Genomic DNA, 23,254 nt, shown 5'->3' on the forward strand with positions numbered 1-23,254 from the left:
ATTCAGTTACGAAGTGGGAATTGTGTTCGTGTTGCTTGTTCGGGCGCCGGCCGCTGATGGCCGAGTCTGATGTCGCATGATTCCCACCGCAGCATTAAACCTGCGCGGTCTGGGCTCGTTTCATCAATACAGTGCCCGGGTTTGCGGCATCTTCAATCGTGGTCTTTCTGTTACAGGAGTTTCTCGATGAATCATTACCTCACTCCCGACCTGTGCGACGCCTATCCGGACCTGGTGCAGGTGGTTGAACCGATGTTCAGCAATTTTGGTGGCCGAGATTCCTTCGGCGGCGAAATCGTGACCATCAAATGCTTCGAAGACAACTCGCTGGTCAAAGAGCAGGTCGATCTCAAGGGCGATGGCAAAGTACTGGTGGTCGACGGCGGCGGTTCGCTGCGCCGGGCCCTGCTGGGCGACATGCTGGCCGAGAAAGCGGCGAAAAACGGTTGGGAAGGCCTGGTGATCTACGGCTGCATTCGCGATGTCGACGTCATTGCGCAAACCGACCTCGGCGTCCAGGCCCTGGCCAGCCATCCGATGAAGACCGACAAGCGCGGCATCGGCGATCTCAACGTGGCCGTGACCTTTGCCGGCGTGACATTCCGTCCGGGTGAATATGTCTATGCCGACAACAATGGCGTGATCGTTTCGCCCAGCCCGCTGAAAATGCCTGAATAAACAGTCGACCTAGCAAGGGATGAGGATGTTCGAGGAAGAAAACGCGCAGTGGGGCCTGGTACATGCCCTGATTCTGGATGGTAAAGGCGGTGCGCGTTCGATTGCCCGGACTGAGCTCGACGAGTTGCAACTGCAGCCCCATGAAAGCCTTTGGCTGCATTGGGATCGCAGTCATCCACAGACTCAGACCTGGCTGCGCCGCTCCAGCGGCCTGAGCGAGTTCAGCTGTGACCTGCTGCTCGAGGAGAACACCCGGCCGCGCCTGCTGGCATTGCCGGACTCCGAACTGCTGCTGTTTTTGCGCGGTATCAACCTCAATCCCGGGGCCGAGCCGGAAGACATGGTCTCGGTGCGTATCTTTGCCTCGGCCCAGCGGGTGATTTCCCTGCGTTTGCGTCCGCTGCGCGCCACTGACGAGTTGCTGGTGCAACTGGCCGATGGCAAGGGCCCGAAAACCGCCTCGGAACTCATCCTTTATATGGCGCAATACCTGACCCACAAGGTTCAGGATCTGGTCAGCGATCTCTCCGAAGTGGTCGATGGCGAAGAAGAAAAACTGGACGCCGACGAACGGTATACGCCGGAACATGGCAGCATTTTGCAGATACGTCGGCGAGCGGCCGGGCTCAAGCGTTTTCTCGCGCCGCAGCGGGATATTTTTGGCCAGCTCAGCCGCATCAAACTGCCCTGGTTTGCCAACGATGACGGCGACTACTGGAACGAATTGAACAACAGTCTGACCCGTTACCTGGAAGAGCTGGAATTGACCCGGGAGCGCGTGGGGCTTGTGCTGGAGGCCGAAGACCGGCGCTTGAGCGTGCGAATGAATCGCACCATGTACCGCTTCGGGATCATCACCGGGATTTTCCTGCCGATGAGTTTTCTCACCGGTTTGCTGGGCATCAACGTCGGCGGCATTCCGCTTTCCGCCAGCCCCTACGGCTTCCTTGTGGCGTGCCTGCTGCTGGCCAGCGTGGCGCTGGGGCAGTGGTGGTTATTCCGACGTTTGCGCTGGGTCTGACGGATGAACCATGTGACCCGAAGAAATTTGATCGCGTCTTTCACAGACATCACGAGAGGTGCGTATGCACGATCCGTTTGAACAGTCTTTGCGTGACATGCTGAAAGCAACGCCGTCCAGCCGTGACGACGACGCTTGCCTGGGCCGCGTACTGAAAACCGCCAACCGCCAGGTCGGTGCCGGTGATCTGTTCAGCCTGCTGGGCCGTTGGCTGCCAGCGTTGATGATCGCCTTGAATAACGGATCGGCCCACGTCGCGCCGGTGTCCCGTCGTAAACCTACTGCTCGCACTGCTGATAAGGCTGATTGAATATGGAACTTGATCTCTGGACTCAGAGCCTCGTCACCGCGATGACTGCGTTGTGGACCAAGGTAGCGAATTTCATTCCTAACCTGTTCGGCGCCCTGGTGGTGCTGTTGCTGGGTTTTGTCGTGGCCAAGTTGCTGGACACGCTGCTCTCCAAATTACTGGCCAAGCTGGGCCTGGATCGCCTGATGGGCGGCACCGGCTTGACCAAGCTGCTGTCCCGCGCCGGGTTGCAGGTGCCGATCTCGACCTTGATCGGCAAGATCGTGTATTGGTTCGTGTTGTTGATATTCCTGGTTTCTGCTGCCGAATCCCTTGGCCTTGAGCGAGTTTCAGCTACGCTCGACATGCTGGCGCTGTATTTGCCCAAGGTCTTTGGTGCTGCGCTGGTACTGCTGGTGGGGGTTTTGCTGGCGCAACTGGCCAACGGCCTGGTGCGCGGCGCTGCAGAAGGCGTGGGTCTGGATTACGCCAGTGGCCTGGGGCGGATTGCTCAGGGCCTGGTGATTATCATCAGTATTTCGGTCGCGATCAGCCAGTTGGAGGTCAAAACCGACCTGCTCAACCATGTGATCGTGATTGTGTTGATTACCGTTGGTCTGGCAGTTGCCTTGGCCATGGGGTTGGGAAGCCGGGAAATTGCCGGTCAGATTCTTGCGGGAATCTATGTGCGTGAGCTGTATCAGGTTGGGCAACAAGTACGCGTGGGCGAGGTCGAAGGTCAGATCGAAGAGATCGGCACGGTTAAAACGACACTGCTGACCGAGGAGGGTGAGCTAGTCTCTCTTTCCAATCGGATCCTGTTGGAGCAGCACGTAAGTAGCCGCTAACCCGGCAAACCCTGCTAATGTATGCCGCCGCAAAATGCCCTGTCCGGGATGCGGCGGACATTGACCTGACTGTCGGCCCGACTCGTTTTGAATAAAGCCCAATCGTTATCCATGCGCTACGATCCCCGCGAGCTCTCCGATGAGGAGTTGGTTGCGCGTTCGCATGCGGAGCTGTTTCACGTAACGCGCGCCTATGAAGAGTTGATGCGGCGCTACCAGCGAACCTTATTTAATGTCTGTGCACGTTATTTAGGGAACGATCGCGACGCGGACGATGTCTGTCAGGAGGTGATGCTGAAGGTGCTGTATGGCCTGAAGAACTTCGAGGGCAAATCAAAGTTCAAGACATGGCTTTATAGCATTACGTACAACGAGTGCATCACACAGTATCGAAAGGAGCGGAGAAAGCGTCGTTTGATGGACGCTTTGAGTCTTGACCCCCTCGAGGAAGCGTCTGAAGAGAAGGCGCCGAAACCTGAGGAAAAGGCCGGACTTGACCGCTGGTTGGTGCATGTGAATCCGATTGACCGAGAAATTCTGGTGCTACGATTTGTCGCAGAACTGGAGTTTCAGGAGATCGCGGATATCATGCATATGGGTTTGAGTGCTACAAAAATGCGGTACAAACGTGCTCTTGATAAATTGCGTGAGAAATTTGCAGGCATTGCTGAAACTTAGTTCGGCGCAAATATCTCTTACGTCTAGGTGAGTTCTGATAGACTTACCGCCGAGTTGTCCCCCGGTATGTGGGACTGCTTTACAATCACCAGATGGGGATTTAACGGATGAAACTGAAAAACACCTTGGGCATTGCCATTGGTTCTATTGTTGCCGTGACTTCGTTCGGCGTTCTGGCGCAAGGCCAAGGCGCGGTCGAGGGTGAACTGTTTTACAAAAAACAGTACAACGACAGCGTTAATCACGTTGAAGACGGCTTCAACCCAGGCGCATCGATCGGTTACTTCCTGACCGACGACCTGTCGTTGAACGCTACCTACGACAAGACCAACCACACCCGTTCTAACGACGGCACTGGTAACCAGAAAATCAAGGGCGACAACTTCGGCCTGAACGCTCAGTACCACTTTGGTACCGTGGGTGACGCTCTGCGTCCATACGTTTCCGGCGGTGTTGCTCACAAGAGCATGACCAACGTTGAGGCCGATGGCCACAACGGTCGCGACCAGTCGACTTTCCTGACTGCAGGCGCTGGTGTTAAGTACTACTTCACCGACAACCTGTTTGCACGTGCCGGCGTTGAAGCCGACTACAAACTGGACAACGGCAAGTGGGACTACGCTCCTACCGTTGGTCTGGGCGTGAACTTCGGTGGCAGCGGCGGCAAAGTTGCTCCAGCACCTGCTCCAGCACCAGCTCCAGTAGCTGAGCCAGAGCCAGAAGCTCCGGTTGCTGAAGTTGTTCGTGTTGAGCTGGACGTGAAATTTGACTTCGACAAGGCTGTGGTTAAAACCAACAGCTACGGCGACATCAAAAACCTCGCTGACTTCATGAAGCAGTACCCACAAACCACCACCGTTGTTGAAGGTCACACTGACTCCGTCGGTCCTGACGCTTACAACCAGAAACTGTCTGAGCGTCGTGCAAACGCCGTTAAGCAAGTTCTGACCAACCAGTACGGTGTTGAGTCGAACCGCGTTCAATCCGTTGGTTACGGTGAGTCCCGCCCAGTTGCTGACAACGCAACTGAAGCTGGCCGCGCTGTTAACCGTCGCGTAGAAGCGTCGGTAGAAGCACAAGCTAAGTAATTAGCTCTGTAGCTCAGAAAAACCCGGCCTAGGCCGGGTTTTTCTTTGCCTGGGATTTAAGCCCCGGTCCCTTGGACCACCAGCCCTTCGCCAGGCGCTACGCAAGCTGGACAAGTAGGTTTTCGGGCGCGTCCTCGATGTTTGCAGCGGCTGCAACCTTGCCGATCACCAGAATTGCCGGGCTCTGCAGCTGGAAATGCAGTGCCGCGTCGTGCATTGCCTCCAGGGTGCAGCGGCATTCCCGCTGTTCTGGCAGCGAGGCGTTTTCAATCATTGCCACCGGGGTCTTTGCAGCAAGCCCCCCTTTGAGCAGTTGCTCACGAATGTCCGCGAGTTTCGCCACCCCCATGTAGATCACCAGCGTTGTGCCACTTTGCGCCAGGGCTTGCCAATTCAGGCTGCTGTCATCCTGGGTATGGGCCGTCACCAGGGTGACGCCACGGGCGACCCCGCGCAGGGTCAGAGGGATATCGCAGCGCGTCGCTCCGGCAAGGCCGGCGGTGATGCCATTGACCAATTCCACTGCCACGCCGCGAGCCCTCAGCCACTGCGCCTCTTCGCCGCCGCGTCCGAAAATGCACGGGTCGCCACCCTTGAGGCGCACCACGCATTTGCCCTGGCGGCTGTAGCGCAGCATCAGGCGGTGAATGAAGTCCTGGGGGGTGGAGCGACAGCCACCGCGTTTGCCGACATGGACCACCCGGGCTCGGGGGCAGTGCTCCAGTAGCGCGTGGTTGACCAGGTCGTCGATCAGCACCACCTCGGCTTCGCCCAGGGCGCGGACGGCCTTGAGGGTCAACAGTTCGGGGTCGCCGGGGCCGGCGCCTACCAGCCAGACTTTTGCGCTCATGTTTTTTTCCTCACAAGGTGATGGCCATTGGCTGCGCCGAGGTGGCCAGCAGACGTTTGATTTCCGGGATGCAAGACCCGCATTGGGTGCCGCAACCCAGTTGCTGTTTCAGGCCGTCGAGGTCCAGGCCACGTTCAATACCGGCACAAACCGCGTTGAGGCTGACGTTCTTGCAGTTGCACAAGGTCTTGTTGCTGGGCGAGGACAGGCCGGCGGCCCCAGGTGGGGTGCTCATGGGCGCCAACAGCCAGCGGCGCAGTTGTTCATCGGCGCGGCCTTCCAACCACAGGTTGTGCAACCAGTGCTGGGCCAGCGTTTCGCCGGCCAGGCGGATGGCGATGATTCGCCCTTGTTCGATTCGAACCCGTTTGCCGATGGCGCGTCGCGGATCGTCGTAGGCCAGGACCGGGCCGTGGCTGAGGCCCAGCAGATGATCGATGTCCTTGAGCAGTAACGGGTCCGGTGCCTGGGCGTGCGCCCCGCGAATCAACAGGGCAGGCCGTTCACGGCCGGTGAGGCTCAGGCTCAGGTAGGCAAAGCTGTCGCACAGTGGCCGCAGCGCCTCGAAATGTTGCTGCACATTGCCCTCGATCAGGGCGAACAGATGCCATGGCAGGTGCACCGGCTCCAGGCGCACACCGCTGTGCTTGAGTTCCGGCTGCTTGGACAATGGGTCAAACGCCGGTTGGGTGACGGCATTGATGCCGCCCTTGAGGAAGCGATCGCCCCAGTGCATGGGCAAAAAAGCCTGGCCTGGGCGTACGCCTTCGTCGCTGTCCACGGCGACGATCACGCTGCCGCGGCGGCTTTTGAGGCTGACCAGGTCGCCATTTTGCAGACGATGTCGCCGCAGCTCGTCCGGGTGCAGGCTCAGTACCGCTTCGCTGACATGGCCGAAAAGCTGCGCGGCGGTGCCGGTGCGGCTCATGCCGTGCCACTGGTCGCGCAGGCGACCGGTAATCAGGGTCAGCGGGAACCGCGCATCACGTTGTTCCTTTGCCGCCTGGTAGGGGTCGCAGACAAACTGGGCGTGGCCATTGGCAGTCGGGAACACGCCATCGCCATAAAGGCGCGCGGTGCCGTGTTCGACACCCGATGGAAACGGCCATTGCTGCGGCCCGAGGCGGTCGAGCAGGGCATGGCTGATTCCGCATAGATCCAAGTCGCGGCCGCGGGTCAGTTGTTTGTATTCGTCGAATACCTGGGCCGGCTCGGTGAAGGTGAACAAGCTTGGCTTTCCGGGGCGCAGTTGCTGTTCCAGGCGCTGGGCGAAGTCCACGGTGATGGCCCAATCCGGGCGTGCTTCGCCCGGCGCCGTGATCGCCCGGCGGACGTGGGAAATGCGGCGTTCGGAGTTGGTCACCGTGCCGTCTTTTTCACCCCAGCTGGCGGCGGGCAGCAGCAGGTCGGCGAACGGCACGGTTTCGGTGGTGCGAAACGCTTCCTGCAACACCACGAATGGGCAGGCCTCGAGGGCTGCACGAACTGATTGCTGGTCGGGCAGTGATTGCGCCGGGTTGGTACAGGCGATCCACAGTGCCTTGATGCGGCCGCTTTTCACCTGTTCGAACAGCTCGATGGCGGTAAGCCCGGTGCGCTCGGGCAACTGCTCGACCCCCCAGTATTGGGCGACTTGCGCGCGATGCTCGGGGTTGTCCGCTTCGCGGTGCCCGGGTAGCAGGTTGGACAGGCTGCCGGTTTCGCGACCGCCCATGGCGTTCGGCTGACCGGTCAGCGAGAAGGGTCCGGCACCGGGCCGGCCGATCTGTCCGGTGGCCAGGTGCAGATTGATCAGTGCACTGTTTTTCGCGCTGCCCGAGGTGGACTGGTTCAGCCCCATGCACCACAGGGAAAGGAAGCTCGGCGCAGTCCCGATCCACTGTGCGCACGCCTGTAGCTGCTCGATACTGATCCCGCAGAGCTGGGCCACCATGTGCGGGGTGTAGTCGCGCACCAGGGTTTTCAACGGCGCCAGGCCTTCGGTGTGGGCCTCGATAAAGGCGCGGTCCACCCAGCCTTCCCACAGCAGCAGGTGCAAGATGCCATGGAACAATGCGACATCGGTGCCCGGCAGGATGGCCAGGTGCAGGTCGGCGAGGTCGCAGGTATCGGTACGACGCGGGTCGATGACGATGACTTTCATCTCTGGTCGCAGGCGCTTGGCGTCTTCCAGGCGGCGAAAAAGTACTGGGTGGGCGTAGGCCATGTTGCTGCCGACTATCATCACGCAGTCGCTCTGTTCCAGGTCTTCGTAGCTGCAGGGTGGGGCGTCGGCGCCCAGGCTGCGTTTGTAGCCGACCACTGCCGACGACATGCACAGCCTTGAGTTGCTGTCGATATTGTTGGTGCCGACCAGCGCTCGGGCCAGCTTGTTGAAGACGTAGTAGTCCTCGGTCAGCAATTGCCCGGACAGGTAGAACGCCACGCTGTCCGGGCCGTGTTCGGCGATGGTGGCGGCAAACACGTTGGCCGCATGCTGCAACGCGCTGTCCCAGTCGGTGCGGCTGCGGGGCAGGCGTTTGCCCAGGCGCAATTGCGGGTACAGCGCACGTGCCGCGAGGTCGCCGGTCAGGTGCAGGCTGGCGCCCTTGCTGCACAGTTTGCCGAAGTTGGCCGGGTGCGTCGGGTCGCCGCTGACGCCCAGGATCTGCTGGCCGTCATGCTCGATCAGCACGCCGCAGCCGACCCCGCAGTAACAACAGGTCGAAGCGGTCGTCTGGCGGCTCATCAGCCTGCATCCCGCAGCGCCAGCAGGACCCGGCCATTTTCCACCCGGGCAGCATGCTGGTGTGCACAGCCTGTATCGGGGGCCTGGGCTTGGCCGGATTCGAGGTCGATCTGCCAGTTATGCAACGGGCAGGCGACTTTCTTGCCGTAGATCAGCCCCTGGGACAATGGGCCGCCCTTGTGCGGGCAGCGGTCATCGAGGGCAAAGACCTGGTCGTCACTGGTGCGAAAAACGGCGATGGCGCCCTTGGGCCCGTCGACGATGCGCGAGCCGAGGGCGTTGATGTCTTCCAGGGCGCAGATATCCTGCCAGTTCATGCCGGCACCTCCAGGTTGTTCAGGGGGATCAGGTCGAATTCTTTCTTCAGCAACGGCTGCTGCAGGCGCTCTTTCCACGGGTCCTGCTCGAACGACAGGGAGAATTGCAGGCGTTCGTTGAGGGCCTTGCGCCGCTGCGGGTCTTCCACCACCGCGCGTTTGATGTGGTCCATGCCGACCCGTTGCAGGTAGTGCACGGTGCGCTCCAGGTAGAAGGCTTCTTCGCGGTACAGCTGCAGGAAGGCACCGTTGTACTCGCGGACTTCCTCGGCGGTCTTGAGCTTGATCAAGAACTGCGCGACCTCGGTCTTGATCCCGCCGTTGCCGCCGATGTACAGCTCCCAGCCGGAGTCGACGCCGATAATCCCCACGTCCTTGATCCCGGCCTCCGAGCAGTTGCGCGGGCAGCCTGAGACGGCGAGCTTGACCTTGTGCGGGGACCACATATTGAACAGGTCGTGTTCCAGCTCGATCCCCAGTTGGGTCGAGTTTTGCGTGCCGAAGCGGCAAAACTCGCTGCCGACGCAGGTTTTCACGGTGCGGATGGACTTGCCATAGGCGTGGCCCGAGGGCATGTCGAGGTCTTTCCACACGCCAGGGAGGTCCTGCTTCTTGATCCCCAGGAGGTCGATGCGCTGGCCGCCGGTGACTTTCACCATGGGCACCTGGTACTTGTCCGCGACATCGGCAATGCGCCGCAGCTCAGACGGGTTGGTCACGCCCCCCCACATTCGAGGCACCACCGAATAGGTGCCGTCTTTCTGGATATTGGCGTGGGCCCGTTCGTTGATCAGGCGCGACTGTGGATCGTCCCTGGCCTCACCCGGCCAGGTGGAAATCAGGTAGTAGTTCAGCGCCGGGCGGCAGGTGGCGCAGCCATTGGGCGTACGCCAGTTGAGGTAGCCCATGGTCTCGGCGATGGTCAGCAGGTGCTGTTCGCGGATGGCCTGGCGGATCTGCCCGTGGTTGAGGTCGCTGCAGCCGCAGATGGCTTTTTCGCTTTTCGGCTTGACGTCCGCTGCGCCGCCGACGGTGTTGATCAGGATCTGCTCCACCAGGCCGGCGCAGGAACCGCAGGAGCTGGCGGCCTTGGTGTGTTTCTTGACCTCGTCGACGCTGAACAGCCCGTGCTCCTGGATCGCCTTGACGATGGTGCCCTTGCACACGCCGTTGCAGCCGCAGACTTCGGCGTTGTCGGCCATGCCCATGGCTTTGTCCTGACCTTGATGGCCGACATCGCCCAGCGCGTTTTCGCCGAACATCAGGTGGTCGCGGATCTCGCCAATCCCATGGTTCTCGCGGATTTGCCGGAAGTACCAGCCGCCGTCCGCGGTGTCTCCATACAGGCAGGCGCCGACCAGCACGTCATCCTTGATCACCAGCTTTTTGTACACGCCGCCGATGGGGTCGGAGAGCGTGATGGTCTCGGTCCCTTCTGCGCCCATGAAGTCGCCGGCGGAAAACAGGTCGATGCCAGTGACTTTCAATTTGGTGGAGGTCACCGAGCCCTGGTAGCGCGCGAAGCCCAGTTGTGCCAGATGGTTGGCGCAGACCTTGGCCTGTTCGAACAGCGGCGCCACCAGGCCGTAGGCGATGCCGCGATGGCTGGCGCATTCGCCGATGGCGTAGATACGCGGGTCGTAGGTCTGCAGGGTGTCGTTGACCAGGATCCCGCGATGGCACGGGATCCCGGCTTGTTCCGCCAGCTCGGTGTTGGGGCGGATACCGGCGGCCATCACCACCAGGTCGGCGGGGATGATGTCGCCGTTCTTGAACTGCACCGAACCCACCCGGCCATTGCCGGCATCATGCAGGGCCTGGGTTTGCTCGCTCAGGCGAAAGTGCAGGCCGCGGGCTTCGAGGGCGGTTTGCAGCAGTTGGCCACTGGTCTGGTCCAGTTGCCGCTCCAGCAACCATTCGCCGATGTGCACCACGGTGACGTGCATGCCACGCAGCATCAGGCCGTTGGCCGCTTCCAGGCCGAGCAGGCCGCCGCCGATCACCACCGCGTGTTTGTGGGTCTTGGCGGTGTCGATCATCGTTTGCGTATCGGCGATGTCGCGGTAACCGATGACCCCCTGCAGGCTGTTGCCGGGGATGGGTAGGATAAACGGCGTCGAGCCGGTCGCGATCAGCAGGCGATCGTACTCGGCCTCGGTGCCATCCTCGGCTATCACGCGGCGCCTGGCCCGGTCGATCTGCACCACCTTGCGGTTGAGCAGCAACTTGATCTGGTTATCCAGGTACCAGTCCAGGTCGTTGAGCACGATCTCGTCGAACGTCTGCTCGCCGGCCAGGACCGGCGAGAGCAGGATGCGGTTGTAGTTGGTGTGGGGCTCGGCGCCGAAGACCGTGATGTCGTACAGCTCGTTGCTCAGCTTGAGCAGTTCTTCCAGGGTACGGACCCCGGCCATGCCGTTGCCGATCATCACCAGTTTGAGTTTTTTCATCAGGTTCTCCGGGAGCTCAGGCGGTGGGTGGGGCCTGGCTCGACAAAAATCGCACAACAAAAAAGGCGTCCCGCTAGTTGCCTAGCGAGGACGCCTTTGTCCGGTCCCGTTCTCTCGGGAAGCCTGCCCTTCGTCGTTGAAGGTGGGGCTGTATGTCTGTTGCGTAGAACTAATGCAGTGCTTGTGCCAAGTCGCCACAGGCTTGGTTTTACCGGGGTTGGTCCGCGCGCTGGCGCCGATTCCTGCACCGAATCAAGGCGCGGCGCCCTCTTTCAGCGCGGCCGCGGCTGCGGGAGGATTTGGGGTTTCAGTGCAGCAGTAGAAAAAGCAGCACCAGGTTGAGCAGCAGGGCGGCCAGGGCCACGCTGCGCCAGACTTTCAGCGGCTCGCGTTCGAGCAGAGGGCGCGGGCGTGCGCTCAGGCTGCCGCGCTCACCCTGTTCCAGGGCCAGTAGCCATTCCTCGGCGGTCTCGAAGCGTTGGCCGGGGTCGGCATTTACCCCGCGCTCCAGGTTGTGCGCCAACCAGTCCGGCAGGTCCGGGCGATAGCGGCAGGCGCTGGTCGGGAGGCCGAAGCGCGGGCGCTGGAAGGCTTCGATCTCGCCATGGGGGTAGTGCCCGGTCAGCAGCACGTACAAGGTCACGCCCACGGCATACAGGTCCTGCTGCGCGTTCGGCGCAGCACCGCTGAAGGCCTCCGGGGCGATGTAGCTGGGGGTGCCCGGCAGCAGGTTGGCCGGGTCCTCGCACAGGCCGGGGCAGTAGGCCAGGCCGAAGTCCAGCAGGCGCAACTCGCCGTCATCGCTGAGCAACAGGTTCTCGGGCTTGATGTCGCGATGCAGGATCTGTCGCCGGTGCAGCAAGCCCACCGCCCGCAGCAGGCGCTGGGCCAGGGTCTGCCATTGCGCCAGGGGCAGCGGGCCGTTTTTGGCGAGCAGTTCGGCCAGGGTGCTACCCGGGTATTCGCGCATGACGTAGTACAGGTGCTGGCGTGAGGTGCTGGCGTGGACCTCGGGAAAATAGCGCCCGGCTACCCGACGCAGCAGCCATTCCTCGGCCAACAGGGCTTGTCCGGCCTGGTGATCGTTGTCCAGTTGGGGCGGCAGGGTTTTCAACAGCCAGGGCTGCAACTGGGCATCGCGTACCCGATAGCGCAATGACTGCTGGCTTTGCCCGAGCACGGCTTCGACCTGCCAGCCCTCGAACGCCTGGCCGGGCTTGAGTGGCGGCGGTAGAGGCCATTGCTGCAGGTGCATCAGGGCATCGCCGATCGAGTGTTCACCCAGGGTGTCGACCCGTATCAGCAGTGCGCTGGCATTGTCCTGGCTGCCCGCCAGATGCGCGGCAGCGACCAGGGTCTGCACGGCGCTGTCGAGGTCGGGCTGATCATGCAGAATCGTGGCAATGGCCGTGTCGCCGAGGGTCGCCCACACCCCGTCGCTGAGCATGAGCAGACATTCACCCTGGCGCAGCTCATCGTCGAGGAAGTCCACCACCAGGTGCTGATCCAGGCCCAGCGCGCGCTTGAGCACATGCTGCATACCGGGTTGCTCCCAGACGTGGTCCTCGCTGATGCGCTGCAGATGCCCGGCGTGCCAGCGATAAACCCGGCAGTCGCCAACGTGGGCCAGGGTGAATCGCCGACCCCGCAGCACCAGCGCGCTGACGGTGGTCAGCAACGGCTGGCCACCCCCGTTGGCTTGCAGCCAGCGATTCTGCGCCAGCAACAGACGCTCCAGCGCCTGGGCCACGGGCCAGGTTTGCGGGGTGGCGTAGTAGTCCAGTGCCAGCGCCTGCAAGGTCGAACGCGCCGCCAGGCCTCCATCGGCGCATTGGCTGACGCCGTCGGCGATGGCGAACAGCAGCCCTTTGCTGGCCGCCAGCGCCGGGGCCGGGGTCACCAGGCGCAGGGCATCCTGGTTTTCAGGCCGAGGACCGATGGCGCTGGCCTGGGCGTGGCTCAGTTGCAGGCTCATGGGCTGCTCAGACCCGCGCCGCGGTGACGGCGGCGGAGCCCCAGGTGGTGCGCCAGCGACGTTTCACCCCATGCAGGCCGAACCAGGCCAGGATGCCCAGGCCGGCAAACAGCCACAGTGCCAGTTGATAGCTGCCGGTGCTTTGCTTGATCGCGCCCATGCCCGCCGCCAGGGCAAAGCCGCCGATGCCGCCGGCCATGCCGATCAGCCCGGTCATTACGCCGATCTCGCGACGAAAGCGTTGTGGCACCAGTTGGAACACCGCACCGTTGCCGGCACCCAGGCCGAGCATGGTGCAGACAAACAGCGCCAGCGCCGCGTAGGAACTGGGCAGGTTGAAGCCGACTGCGGCAATGCACAGCACCGCTACGCCGTACATGCCGAGCAAGGTCCGGATGCCGCCGAAGCGATCCGCCAGGGCACCGCCCAGGGGGCGCATCAGGCTGCCGCCGAAGACACAGGCTGCGGTGTAATAGCCGGCGGTGACCGGACTCAGGCCGTACTGGTCGTTGAAGTAGCCGGGCAGGGCGCTGGCCAGGCCGATAAAGCCGCCAAAGGTCACGCTGTAGAAAAACATGAACCACCAGCTGTCACGGTCGCCCAGGGCTTTGAAATAGTCCGCCATGGACTTGGCCTTGGGCCGCTCCGGGGCGTTCTTGGCCAGCCAGGCGAAAATCACCAGGGTCAGGATCAGCGGGATCAAGGCGAAGCCGAACACATTGCTCCAGCCAAAAGCCGCCGCCAGCACTGGCGCGAGCAGGGCCGCAAACACCGTCCCCGAGTTGCCGGCACCGGCAATGCCCATGGCCTTGCCCTGGTGTTGCGGCGGATACCACTGCGAAGCCAGGGGTAGCGCCACGGCGAACGAAGCCCCGGCCATGCCCAGAAAAACCCCCAGCAGCAGGGCCTGTTCATAACTGTGGATACCCAGTTTCCAGGCGCCGAACAGGGCACAGATCACGATCACCTGGCCGATCAGCCCGGCGGTTTTTGGCGACAGGCGATCAGCCAGCAGGCCCATGGCAAAGCGCAGCAGGGCTCCGGCCAGGATCGGTGTGGCGACCATCAGGCCGCGCTGCTGGGTGGTCAAGTGCAGGTCGGCGGCTATCTGCACTGCCAGGGGGCCGAGCAGGTACCAGACCATGAAGCTCAGGTCGAAATAGAGAAAGGCCGCGAACAGGGTCGGGGCATGGCCGGATTTCCAGAAGCTTGAATTCATCGCGCACCTCAGCTGAAAAGAGTCTCGAAAGGAGTCATGAGCCTTCAGGTGGTGCACCGTCACGGCCGCACCACCGGCCCCGGGCTGTGGGGCCAAAACGAAAAAACGCCGCAACCCTGTCTGCCTGAGCGAAGGGTGTGCGACGTCTTTGTCGTAGGTGGGGCAACCGCCGTTGGTTACCTGTGGAGTTTCCATAGCAAGAGCTGAGCCAACCCGGCTGAGGCGTGGGGCGGGGCTCAGCCGAGCAGTTCGCTCATGGCGATAATCTGCTCGGCGACCTGGATCAGTTTCTGCTGACGGCTCATGGCTTGGCGGCGCATCAGGGTGTAGGCCTCTTCCTCCTGGCAGTGCTTCATTTTCATCAGCAAGCCCTTGGCTAATTCGATGCGCTTGCGCTCGGCCAACTGCTGGTCCCGCGCATGCAGCTGGGCACGCAGCGCCTGGTCGCTTTCAAAGCGCGCCATGGCCACATCGAGGATCGGTTGCAGGCGTTGGGTCTGGATGCCCTCGACTATGTAGGCGCTGACACCGGACTTGATCGCCTGGCGCATCACCCCCGGGTCGTGCTCGTCGGTGAACATCACGATCGGCCGCGGCTGATCGCGGCTGACCAGTACCACTTGTTCCAGTACATCGCGGCTGGGTGACTCGGTATCGATCAGGATCACGTCCGGACGCACCGTTTCGACCCTGGCCGGCAGGTCGATGGTCAAGCCGGATTCGTCGATCACTTCGAAGCCGGCTTCGATCAGTGCCGCCTTGAGCCGGCCGACTTTTTTGGCGGTGTCGTTGATCAACAGGATTCGCAACATGCTCCAAGGCTCCTGTCAGCGGCTGGCAAGAAGGGGTGAGCTGTCGCTCATGGCGTGCAATTTGAAGCTGCGTGCATAGCCGCCCGGGTCCGTGCCGTCCCAGATTTTGCCGTCGATCAGTTGGCTGCTGCGCATGTCCTGGCCCCAGGACGCCACGCCCACCGCCGTGGCCGCCTCGCGGTACAACCCAAGCTGCTGCACCTGGCGGGCGACGCCGAGGTAGTCCGGGTCTTCGCGCAGCAGGCCCCAGCGGCGGAACTGGGTCATGAACCACATGCCATCGGACAGGTACGGCAGGTTGACCGCACCGGCATTGTGAAAGCGCAGGGCATGGGGGTCTTGCCACTGGTTGCCGAGGCCGTCGGCATAGTCCCCCAGCAGCCGCGGCTGGATGCAGTCGAGCGGGGCGTCGAGGTAGGCGCTGGCGCTGAGCAACTGCGCGGTACTTTCACGGTTTTCACGGCTTTGTTCGATAAAGCGGCTGGCTTCGAGGATCGCCATCACCAGTGCCCGGGCGGTGTTGGGGTATTGCTCGACGAAGGCGCGGGTGCAGCCCAGGACTTTTTCCGGGTGGTCGGGCCAGATGGCCTGGGTGGTGGCCAGGGTAAAACCTTGGTCCTGGCGCACCGCGCTGGCGCTCCAGGGCTCGCCGACGCAAAAGCCGTCGATGCGCCCTGCGTGCAGGTGCGCCACCATTTGCGGCGGCGGTACCACCACGCTGTCGACATCCTGCAACGGGTGGATGCCCTGGCTGGCGAGCCAGTAGTACAGCCACATGGCGTGGGTGCCGGTGGGAAAGGTCTGGGCAAAGGTCAGCTTTGCACGACGTTGGTGCACGTGCTGGTAAAGCGCTTCAGGACTGGTCACCTGCAGCCCTTGCAGCTCTCGCGACAGGTTGATGCTCTGGCCGTTCTGGTTCAGCCCCATCAACACGGCCATGTCGCTGGCATTCACGCCGCCGATGCCCAGGTGCACGGCATAAATCAGGCCGTACAGGCTGTGGGCGGCATCCAGTTCGCCGCTGACCAGTTTGTCCCGCAGGCTGGCCCAGGAAGCCTGGCGCTTGAGGTTCAGGGTCAAGCCATAGGGCTGGGCGAAGCCCTGGGTTGCAGCCACCACCACCGAGGCGCAGTCGGTCAGTGCCATGAATCCCAGGTCAATGGCGCTCTTTTCCGGGGCGTCGCTGCCGTTGACCCAGGCCAGCGGGCCGATTGCGAGTTCATTCATGAGCCTGACCACCTTGCAATGAAAAAGCGCCGTACCCGAGCGCCTGGCAGAGCCGGGACGGGTGACGACGCCTTTGTCCGTATCGATAGAGGGCACCCCTGCCGCCGTTGGCAGAAGTACTGATGTACACCTTGGTGCAAGGCATATGCCATTCACCGATGATTTCACTGTGCGCCTCGCGTGCAGGCCTCGGGCCCGGCTATAATCGCCGCCTTATTCGCCGCCACCGAGTCAAGCCCGCCCATGTATACCCTGGCCCGCCAGCTGTTGTTCAAACTCTCCCCGGAAACCTCCCATGATCTGTCCCTGGACCTGATCGGCGCGGGTGGGCGTTTGGGCCTCAATGGGCTGTTGTGCAAGGCGCCGGCGCAGATGCCGGTGCGGGTCATGGGCCTGGACTTTCCGAACCCGGTCGGCCTGGCTGCCGGTCTGGACAAGAACGGCGCGGCCATCGATGGTTTTGCCCAACTGGGGTTCGGTTTTGTCGAGATCGGCACCATCACCCCCCGGCCGCAGCCCGGCAACCCCAAGCCACGGATCTTCCGCCTGCCGCAAGCTGAAGCGATCATCAACCGCATGGGCTTCAACAACCTGGGCGTCGATCACTTGCTGGCGCGGGTGGCCGCAGCCAAATACCAGGGTGTATTGGGGATCAACATCGGCAAGAACTTCGACACCCCGGTCGAGCGCGCGGTGGATGACTACCTGATCTGCCTCGACAAGGTGTATGCCCACGCCAGTTACGTCACGGTCAACGTCAGCTCGCCCAACACCCCGGGCCTGCGCAGCCTGCAGTTCGGCGAGTCGCTCAAGCAATTGCTCGGCGCCTTGAGCGAGCGGCAGAAGGAATTGGCGCTGCGTCACGGCAAGCATGTGCCATTGGCGATCAAGATCGCTCCAGATATGACCGATGAAGAAACCGTGGACGTGGCCCAGGCCTTGATCGAAACCGGCATGGACGCGGTGATTGCCACCAACACCACCCTGAGTCGCGCAGGCGTCGAAGGGCTGGAGCACGGTGAAGAGGCGGGCGGCCTGTCCGGTGCCCCGGTGCGCGACAAGAGCACGCACACGGTCAAGGTGCTGGCGGCCGAATTGGCCGGGCGCCTGCCGATCATTGCGGTGGGTGGTATTACCGAAGGCCAGCACGCGGCTGAAAAAATCGCTGCCGGTGCCAGCCTGGTGCAGTTGTATTCGGGGTTCATCTACAAGGGGCCGGCGTTGATTCGCCAGTCGGTGGACGCCATCGCGGCATTGGCTGCCCGGCAGTCGTAACCCTCAGGCTTAAGAGAGTGGCGCCCAGGCCTGTTTGGCCTGGTGGCGAGGAGCCGTCTTTGGCCATGAATCGCGGCCAATAAAAAGGGCTCCTTCAAGGAGCCCCTGGGCCGAAGCCCGCCGTCCGGATGGGACGTGCGTGGTTAAGTCACAAGCTATTCAAGTTTTAGTGTCGGAATGGTGCCCTTATTTAGCCGACAGCGTGAAGTTCGTTGAGTCTGTGGATGCCCGCAGTGCCTGTCATACCGTCCCAATTGTCGCCGCGTCCTTCGCGCCAGCCGTTAATCCAGGCTTGGCGTACCGACGGTAGAGTAAATGGGCAAAGCTCACGGGATTTGCCGTTAACGCCATAGTGATATCCGCGTACAAATGCTTTTTCCAACGGATCACGCTTAAGTCTTCTCATAGGGTGTTTCCCTCACTTGTTGACTGTACTTATGTCCTATCGACCTCTACCTGAGGTCGGGCAGAATGCCTCTGCCGTTGGTGCTCGCTGCCGGCGTGGCGAGCTTGATTGTTGACGTCATTGCGGCGTCAACCTGTGTTGAGTTCTAACCAATAGGTCACACGGTGGGAATGATCGTTTTGTCATAAGGACGTAACGATAATGAGGGTAAGGCCATAAGAACGGCTGGATGCGAACCGTTTTTATTGGGCAAAGCCTGCTGTGATCAGCCTTTGGTTAGATGACGGTGTTAATGCTTTAGTAAGAATGTCGACCTGTTGCAGTCAGGTATTATTCGACGAAGGGTCGACTTATGACATTTTGTTGCTCGACTTTTTATCTGCCTCTGCCATCTAAGCTCTTTCTACCCTTGTGGTGAGCGGGTTGGCAGGGGTGGGACGGCACACTTTCGTGCCACGCGAGCGCTCTTCAAGAAAAGCGCTTGATTGAAAACCGGGCGGACAATGCGTTGTCCGTTCACTTATGCCAAAGGCCCTGGAACTCCCATGTCGGATCGTTACGAACTCTTCCTCACTTGCCCTAAAGGCCTCGAAGGCCTGCTGATCGAGGAAGCCGTCGGGCTTGGCCTTGAGGAAGCGCGCGAGCACACCTCTGCCGTGCGCGGCATGGCCGACATGGAGACCGCTTATCGGCTGTGTCTCTGGTCGCGTCTGGCCAACCGGGTGCTGCTGGTGCTCAAGCGCTTCCCGATGAAGGACGCCGAAGACCTCTACCACGGTGTGCTGGACATCGACTGGCAAGACCACATGCTGGCTGACGGCACCCTGGCGGTGGAGTTCAGTGGCCACGGTTCGGGCATCGACAACACTCACTTCGGCGCCCTGAAGGTCAAGGACGCCATCGTCGACAAACTGCGCACCCCGACCGGCGAGCGCCCTTCGATCGACAAGCTGAACCCGGACCTGCGCATTCACCTGCGCCTGGACCGTGGCGAAGCCATCCTCTCCCTCGACCTGTCCGGCCACAGCCTGCACCAGCGCGGTTATCGCCTGCAGCAAGGCGCCGCGCCGCTGAAGGAAAACCTGGCCGCCGCGATCCTGATCCGTGCCGGCTGGCCACGCATTGCCGCCGATGGCGGGGCGCTGGCTGACCCGATGTGCGGCGTGGGGACCTTCCTGGTGGAGGCGGCGATGATCGCTGCCGACATCGCCCCCAACCTCAAGCGCGAGCTGTGGGGTTTCACTGCCTGGCTGGGCCACGTCCCGGCGCTGTGGCGCAAGCTGCATGACGAAGCCCAGGCTCGGGCCCAGGCCGGCCTGGCCAAGCCGCCGTTGTGGATCCGCGGATACGAGGCCGACCCACGGCTGATCCAGCCCGGACGCAATAACGTCGAGCGCGCCGGCTTGAGCGAGTGGATCAAAATCTACCAGGGCGAGGTGGCCACCTTCGAGCCGCGCCCGGACCAGAATCAGAAAGGCCTGGTGATCTGCAACCCTCCCTACGGCGAGCGCCTGGGTGACGAAGCCAGCCTGTTGTACCTCTACCAGAACCTCGGCGAACGCCTGCGCCAGGCCTGCCTGAACTGGGAAGCGGCGGTGTTCACCGGCGCCCCGGACCTGGGCAAGCGCATGGGCATTCGCAGCCACAAACAGTACTCGTTCTGGAACGGCGCTTTGCCGTGCAAGCTGCTGCTGATCAAGGTCCTGCCGGACCAGTTCGTCACCGGCGAGCGCCGCACCCCGGAGCAGCGCCTGGCGGAACGCGAGCAGGCCGAGGCCGACAAGGCCCCGCTCGAGCCGCAAGAACGCCAGTACAACAAGAATGGCAATCCGATCAAGCCTGTACCGGCCCCGGCCCCAGTGGTCGAGCAGGCACGTTTGAGCGAGGGTGGGCAGATGTTCGCCAATCGCCTGCAAAAGAACCTCAAGCTGCTGGGCAAATGGGCCAAACGTGAGGGCATCGAGTGCTACCGGGTCTACGATGCGGACATGCCGGAGTACTCCCTGGCCATCGACCTGTATCACGACTGGGTCCACGTCCAGGAATACGCCGCGCCGAAATCCATCGACCCGGAAAAGGCCCAGGCCCGTCTGTTCGACGCCCTGGCCGCAATCCCCCAAGCGTTGAATGTCGACAAGAGTCGGGTGGTGATCAAGCGTCGCGAGCGCCAGAGCGGCACCAAGCAGTACGAGCGCCAGAGCACCCAGGGCAAGTTCACTGAAGTCACCGAAGGCGGGGTCAAGCTGCTGGTCAACCTGACCGATTACCTCGACACCGGGTTGTTCCTCGATCACCGGCCGATGCGCATGCGGATCCAGAAAGAGGCCGCTGGCAAGCGCTTCCTCAACCTGTATTGCTACACCGCGACCGCCAGTGTGCACGCGGCCAAGGGTGGCGCGCGCAGCACCACCAGCGTCGACCTGTCCAAGACGTACCTGGACTGGGCGCGTCGCAACTTCTCGCTCAACGGTTTCTCCGACAAGAACCGCCTCGAGCAGGGCGACGTGATGAGCTGGCTGGACGCCTGCCGCGATGAGTTCGACCTGATCTTCATTGATCCGCCGACCTTCTCCAACTCCAAGCGCATGGAAGGGGTGTTCGACGTACAGCGCGATCACGTGCAGTTGCTCGACCTGGCCATGGCCCGCCTGGCACCGGGTGGCGTGCTGTATTTCTCCAACAACTTCCGCAAGTTCCAGCTCGATGAACACCTTGAGTCGCGCTATGCGGTCGAGGAAATCAGCGCCAAGACCATCGATCCGGACTTCGCCCGCAACGGCAAGATCCACCGCGCCTGGAAAATCACCGCGCGCTGATCGGTAATTGGATGCACGGAGCCTTGGTATCCAAGGCTCTTGGCTGTTTTTGCACTGGTCAAATTAATGGCCAATAGCTATAAGTGACTCGCAGCCAGCTTGGTCCCCAAGCCCCCTCCGGCGTTGTGAGTCTGCTTATGCGGTTACGCGTTGTACGCCCCAGAATTCTCGGTTTCATCAGCGAAGACGTTTCGGCCTGGTTGGTCGCGGGCGTGGCATTGCTGGCGGGAGGTGTATTGACCGGTCTATTGGCCTGGTCGACGCTCAACCTGTACCAGCAACAGTTGCGCCAGCGCTTCCACTTGCTGGCTGGGGAACGTTTCAGCCGGATTGAAGAGCGCTTTCAGGATCAGGAACAGCGGCTCGAGGGATTGCGCCGCTTCTTCTCCAATTCCGACGCGGTCACCCGTCAGGACTTCGATGGCTACGCCGCGCCGTTGTTGCTCCGCACTCAAGCCTATGCCTGGGCTCCCAGGGTCAGTCGTGCCGAGCGTCCGTTGCTGGAGCGCAGTGCGCGCGAGCAGGGCATCAGCGATTTTTCCATTCGCCAGTTGAACGCCGCCGGCGAGCTGGAGCCTGCCGCCGAGCGCGATGAATATGTGCCGGTGCTCTACAGCCAGACCCAAAGCTGGCTTGGCTCGCCATTGGGCTATGACCTGCTGGCCCAGCCCCTGCGTCGCGCCACCCTGGAACGTGCCCGGAGCCAAGGCGGGATGGCGGTGTCCCAACCCTTGCACCTGGTCAGCGTCGACCCGGCCTATGCCAACGGCATATTGCTGGTAGCGCCGGTCAACCGGTTTTCCGCCAGCGGCAGGCCGACCACCGAGCCTTACGGCTACGTCCTGGCGATCATCAGCATGCGGCAGTTGGTGGCCGACGGCTTGCCGCAGCCTGCCAGTGACAACCTGGCCGTGCGCATACTTGACCTGTCCACCGAGGGCCGGCATGAGGTCCTGTACGAGTCGAGCAATGCCCCTGCCGACAGCTCGCTGCTGGCAACCCGGCTGCTGCGCCTGGCTGATCACTATTACCAGGTGGATATCCGGCCCAGTGCCGCGTTTCTGGTGGCCAATCACTCAGCGGCGGGCAGCCTGATGGTCCTTGGCGGGTTGCTCAGTGTGCTGCTCAGTGCCTTGCTCTATGTGCTGGTCAGCCAGCGCCAGCGTGCGTTGCGCCTGGTCGAGCAGCGCACCGAGGAGCTGCGCACGCGGGAGCGTGAGTTGCGTGGCACCCACGGCCAATTGCGCAGCGTGCTGGATGCGGCGACCCAGGTGGCGATCATCGCCACCGACCTGCATGGCACCATCAGCACCTTCAATGCCGGCGCCGAGCAGATGCTCGGTTACAGCAGCGCCGAGGTGCTGGGCAAGCTGACCCTGGAAAGCCTGCACCTGCCCACGGAGCTTGCGGACCGCGCGCGCCAGTTCAGCCGGCATTACGGCAAGCACATCTCACTGGCCCAGGCGATGCTGGCCGGGGCCGAGGAGGAGGGTATCCACGCCGCCCGCGAGTGGACCCTGGTGCGGCGTGACGGCAGCCAGCTGGCGGTGAACATGCTCGCGACCCCGGTGCTCGACGAGCATGGACTGTGGGTCGGTCACCTGGCGATCTGTATTGATATCACTGAACGCAAACGGGTCCACGAGGCGCTGGCCGCCCGTGATCAGTTGTTGAAAAAGCTCACGGCCCACGTCCCGGGCGGGATCTACCAATTCAAGATGGAAGTCGCAGGGCACGCCAGCTTCAGCTACGCCAGCGACGGTATCCGTGAGATCTACGAGATCGAGCCCCATTTGCTGCACCAGGATGCAGCCGTGGTGTTCGATCGGATCCACCCCGAGGACCTGGCGCGGGTGCGGGCCTCGATCCGGGCTTCGGCCACGGACCTCAGCCCCTGGCAGGAGGAATACCGCGTACTCCTGCCCCGACGCGGCCTGCGCTGGGTGCGCGGCGCAGCGACCCCGGAGAACCTGCCCGGCGGCGGTGTGGTATGGCACGGCTACATCTCGGACATTTCCGATCTCAAGCGCGTGGAGGAGGAGTTGCGGGCGCTGTCAGTCACCGACTCGCTGACCGGTATCCACAATCGGCGGTACTTTCACGAGCGCCTGCAGGCCGAAATGGAGCGAGTGACCCGGGGGGCGGGCGATCTGGCGGTGATCATGCTGGATATCGACCACTTCAAGCGGATCAACGATCAGTTTGGGCACGGGGCCGGTGACCGGGTACTCAAGTGCGTCTGCGAGCGCATTCGCTATCGCCTGCGGCGCAGTGACGTGTTCTGCCGCCTGGGCGGCGAAGAGTTCATGGTGCTGTGCCCCGGCACCGATGGGGGCAGGGCATATGCCCTGGCTCAGGAGTTATGGCAGAGCCTGCGCAGCTCGCCGATCGATAGTGTGGGTGTGGTTACCGCCAGTTTCGGCATTGCCAGCTGGCGTGAAGGCGAGGGCGCCGATGCCTTGCTGCTGCGGGCCGACGCGGGTGTGTATGCGGCCAAGCAGGCCGGGCGCGACAGGGTCGAGCGCGAGATGCCCTGAACCTGATGGGCGGAGTACTGGCCTCGGCCCATCAGGTGCG

At 62.3% G+C, this 23,254-nt stretch carries 18 protein-coding genes; 9 read left to right on the top strand and 9 right to left on the bottom strand.

Annotated elements, in window-relative coordinates; all coding sequences use genetic code 11:
* Positions 1–186: 186 nt before the first annotated feature.
* The 6 genes from rraA (at position 187) to CF161_RS29805 (ending at position 4,602) form a co-directional block, all read left to right on the top strand.
* Entirely contained in the window at positions 187–678 is a 492-nt protein-coding gene (gene rraA / locus CF161_RS29780) for a ribonuclease E activity regulator RraA (protein WP_020300350.1), read from the top strand.
* Between the two features lie 25 nt (positions 679–703).
* Entirely contained in the window at positions 704–1,699 is a 996-nt protein-coding gene (locus CF161_RS29785; RefSeq protein ID WP_020300351.1) for a zinc transporter ZntB, read from the top strand.
* A gap of 64 nt (positions 1,700–1,763) precedes the next feature.
* Positions 1,764–2,009: a hypothetical protein gene (locus tag CF161_RS29790; RefSeq protein ID WP_020300352.1), complete on the top strand. Its 246-nt coding sequence runs from the start codon at positions 1,764–1,766 to the stop codon at positions 2,007–2,009.
* A gap of 2 nt (positions 2,010–2,011) precedes the next feature.
* Positions 2,012–2,836 carry a mechanosensitive ion channel domain-containing protein gene (locus CF161_RS29795; RefSeq protein WP_016964357.1) on the top strand — a complete coding sequence of 275 codons (825 nt, stop codon included), beginning with the start codon at positions 2,012–2,014 and terminating at the stop codon, positions 2,834–2,836.
* Positions 2,837–2,923: 87 nt separating this feature from the next.
* Positions 2,924–3,514, top strand: coding sequence for an RNA polymerase sigma factor SigX (gene sigX / locus CF161_RS29800; RefSeq protein WP_102047916.1), 591 nt, complete (start codon positions 2,924–2,926; stop codon positions 3,512–3,514).
* Positions 3,515–3,621: 107 nt separating this feature from the next.
* On the top strand, positions 3,622–4,602 hold the full coding sequence (locus tag CF161_RS29805) for an OmpA family protein (protein ID WP_020300354.1): 981 nt from the start codon (positions 3,622–3,624) through the stop codon (positions 4,600–4,602).
* Between the two features lie 97 nt (positions 4,603–4,699).
* On the opposite strand, the gene cobA is transcribed toward CF161_RS29805, so the two are convergent.
* The 8 genes from cobA to CF161_RS29845 form a co-directional block, all read right to left on the bottom strand.
* Positions 4,700–5,452, bottom strand: coding sequence for a uroporphyrinogen-III C-methyltransferase (gene cobA / locus CF161_RS29810; RefSeq protein WP_020300355.1), 753 nt, complete (start codon positions 5,450–5,452; stop codon positions 4,700–4,702).
* Between the two features lie 10 nt (positions 5,453–5,462).
* On the bottom strand, positions 5,463–8,180 hold the full coding sequence (locus tag CF161_RS29815) for a nitrate reductase (protein WP_020300356.1): 2,718 nt from the start codon (positions 8,178–8,180) through the stop codon (positions 5,463–5,465).
* Positions 8,180–8,497, bottom strand: coding sequence for a nitrite reductase small subunit NirD (gene nirD, locus CF161_RS29820; RefSeq protein ID WP_020300357.1), 318 nt, complete (start codon positions 8,495–8,497; stop codon positions 8,180–8,182). The genes CF161_RS29815 and nirD overlap by 1 nt, the downstream gene beginning before the upstream one ends.
* Positions 8,494–10,947, bottom strand: a complete 2,454-nt coding sequence (gene nirB / locus CF161_RS29825) for a nitrite reductase large subunit NirB (protein ID WP_020300358.1) — start codon at positions 10,945–10,947, stop codon at positions 8,494–8,496. Before nirB ends, nirD begins: the two co-directional genes overlap by 4 nt.
* A 307-nt stretch (positions 10,948–11,254) precedes the next feature.
* Positions 11,255–12,922: a bifunctional protein-serine/threonine kinase/phosphatase gene (locus CF161_RS29830; RefSeq protein ID WP_020300359.1), complete on the bottom strand. Its 1,668-nt coding sequence runs from the start codon at positions 12,920–12,922 to the stop codon at positions 11,255–11,257.
* 7 nt (positions 12,923–12,929) lie between these two features.
* Complete coding sequence (locus CF161_RS29835) at positions 12,930–14,141, bottom strand: NarK/NasA family nitrate transporter (RefSeq protein ID WP_020300360.1); 1,212 nt, start codon at positions 14,139–14,141, stop codon at positions 12,930–12,932.
* Positions 14,142–14,377: 236 nt separating this feature from the next.
* Complete coding sequence (locus CF161_RS29840; RefSeq protein ID WP_020300361.1) at positions 14,378–14,953, bottom strand: ANTAR domain-containing response regulator; 576 nt, start codon at positions 14,951–14,953, stop codon at positions 14,378–14,380.
* A 15-nt stretch (positions 14,954–14,968) separates the two neighbouring features.
* Positions 14,969–16,180, bottom strand: a complete 1,212-nt coding sequence (locus CF161_RS29845) for a CmpA/NrtA family ABC transporter substrate-binding protein (RefSeq protein WP_020300362.1) — start codon at positions 16,178–16,180, stop codon at positions 14,969–14,971.
* A 243-nt stretch (positions 16,181–16,423) separates the two neighbouring features.
* On the opposite strand from CF161_RS29845, the gene CF161_RS29850 reads away from it, so the two are divergent.
* Complete coding sequence (locus tag CF161_RS29850; protein ID WP_020300363.1) at positions 16,424–17,455, top strand: quinone-dependent dihydroorotate dehydrogenase; 1,032 nt, start codon at positions 16,424–16,426, stop codon at positions 17,453–17,455.
* A gap of 190 nt (positions 17,456–17,645) precedes the next feature.
* Here CF161_RS29850 and rmf read toward each other — a convergent pair whose 3' ends face one another.
* Positions 17,646–17,861: a ribosome modulation factor gene (gene rmf / locus CF161_RS32615; protein ID WP_020300364.1), complete on the bottom strand. Its 216-nt coding sequence runs from the start codon at positions 17,859–17,861 to the stop codon at positions 17,646–17,648.
* Between the two features lie 545 nt (positions 17,862–18,406).
* Here rmf and rlmKL point away from each other — a divergent pair.
* Positions 18,407–20,677 carry a bifunctional 23S rRNA (guanine(2069)-N(7))-methyltransferase RlmK/23S rRNA (guanine(2445)-N(2))-methyltransferase RlmL gene (gene rlmKL, locus CF161_RS29855; RefSeq protein WP_020300365.1) on the top strand — a complete coding sequence of 757 codons (2,271 nt, stop codon included), beginning with the start codon at positions 18,407–18,409 and terminating at the stop codon, positions 20,675–20,677.
* 137 nt (positions 20,678–20,814) lie between these two features.
* Entirely contained in the window at positions 20,815–23,214 is a 2,400-nt protein-coding gene (locus CF161_RS29860; protein WP_043230884.1) for a diguanylate cyclase, read from the top strand.
* The last annotated feature ends 40 nt before the right edge of the window (positions 23,215–23,254 follow it).

It is taken from the genome of Pseudomonas sp. CF161, from assembly GCF_000416215.1.
GTDB lineage: Bacteria > Pseudomonadota > Gammaproteobacteria > Pseudomonadales > Pseudomonadaceae > Aquipseudomonas.

What these genes read in the sequence shown, in the direction of transcription:
- CF161_RS29795 (WP_016964357.1), top strand. Translation starts at nt 2,012, where the DNA reads ATGGAACTTGATCTCTGGACTCAGAGCCTCGTCACCGCGATGACTGCG.
- CF161_RS29805 (WP_020300354.1), top strand. Translation starts at nt 3,622, where the DNA reads ATGAAACTGAAAAACACCTTGGGCATTGCCATTGGTTCTATTGTTGCC.
- CF161_RS29850 (WP_020300363.1), top strand. Translation starts at nt 16,424, where the DNA reads ATGTATACCCTGGCCCGCCAGCTGTTGTTCAAACTCTCCCCGGAAACC.
- CF161_RS29835 (WP_020300360.1), bottom strand. Translation starts at nt 14,141, where the DNA reads ATGAATTCAAGCTTCTGGAAATCCGGCCATGCCCCGACCCTGTTCGCG.
- nirB (WP_020300358.1), bottom strand. Translation starts at nt 10,947, where the DNA reads ATGAAAAAACTCAAACTGGTGATGATCGGCAACGGCATGGCCGGGGTC.
- CF161_RS29840 (WP_020300361.1), bottom strand. Translation starts at nt 14,953, where the DNA reads ATGTTGCGAATCCTGTTGATCAACGACACCGCCAAAAAAGTCGGCCGG.
- CF161_RS29830 (WP_020300359.1), bottom strand. Translation starts at nt 12,922, where the DNA reads ATGAGCCTGCAACTGAGCCACGCCCAGGCCAGCGCCATCGGTCCTCGG.
- CF161_RS29860 (WP_043230884.1), top strand. Translation starts at nt 20,815, where the DNA reads ATGCGGTTACGCGTTGTACGCCCCAGAATTCTCGGTTTCATCAGCGAA.
- rlmKL (WP_020300365.1), top strand. Translation starts at nt 18,407, where the DNA reads ATGTCGGATCGTTACGAACTCTTCCTCACTTGCCCTAAAGGCCTCGAA.
- CF161_RS29785 (WP_020300351.1), top strand. Translation starts at nt 704, where the DNA reads ATGTTCGAGGAAGAAAACGCGCAGTGGGGCCTGGTACATGCCCTGATT.
- nirD (WP_020300357.1), bottom strand. Translation starts at nt 8,497, where the DNA reads ATGAACTGGCAGGATATCTGCGCCCTGGAAGACATCAACGCCCTCGGC.
- CF161_RS29815 (WP_020300356.1), bottom strand. Translation starts at nt 8,180, where the DNA reads ATGAGCCGCCAGACGACCGCTTCGACCTGTTGTTACTGCGGGGTCGGC.
- CF161_RS29845 (WP_020300362.1), bottom strand. Translation starts at nt 16,180, where the DNA reads ATGAATGAACTCGCAATCGGCCCGCTGGCCTGGGTCAACGGCAGCGAC.
- rmf (WP_020300364.1), bottom strand. Translation starts at nt 17,861, where the DNA reads ATGAGAAGACTTAAGCGTGATCCGTTGGAAAAAGCATTTGTACGCGGA.
- CF161_RS29790 (WP_020300352.1), top strand. Translation starts at nt 1,764, where the DNA reads ATGCACGATCCGTTTGAACAGTCTTTGCGTGACATGCTGAAAGCAACG.
- cobA (WP_020300355.1), bottom strand. Translation starts at nt 5,452, where the DNA reads ATGAGCGCAAAAGTCTGGCTGGTAGGCGCCGGCCCCGGCGACCCCGAA.
- rraA (WP_020300350.1), top strand. Translation starts at nt 187, where the DNA reads ATGAATCATTACCTCACTCCCGACCTGTGCGACGCCTATCCGGACCTG.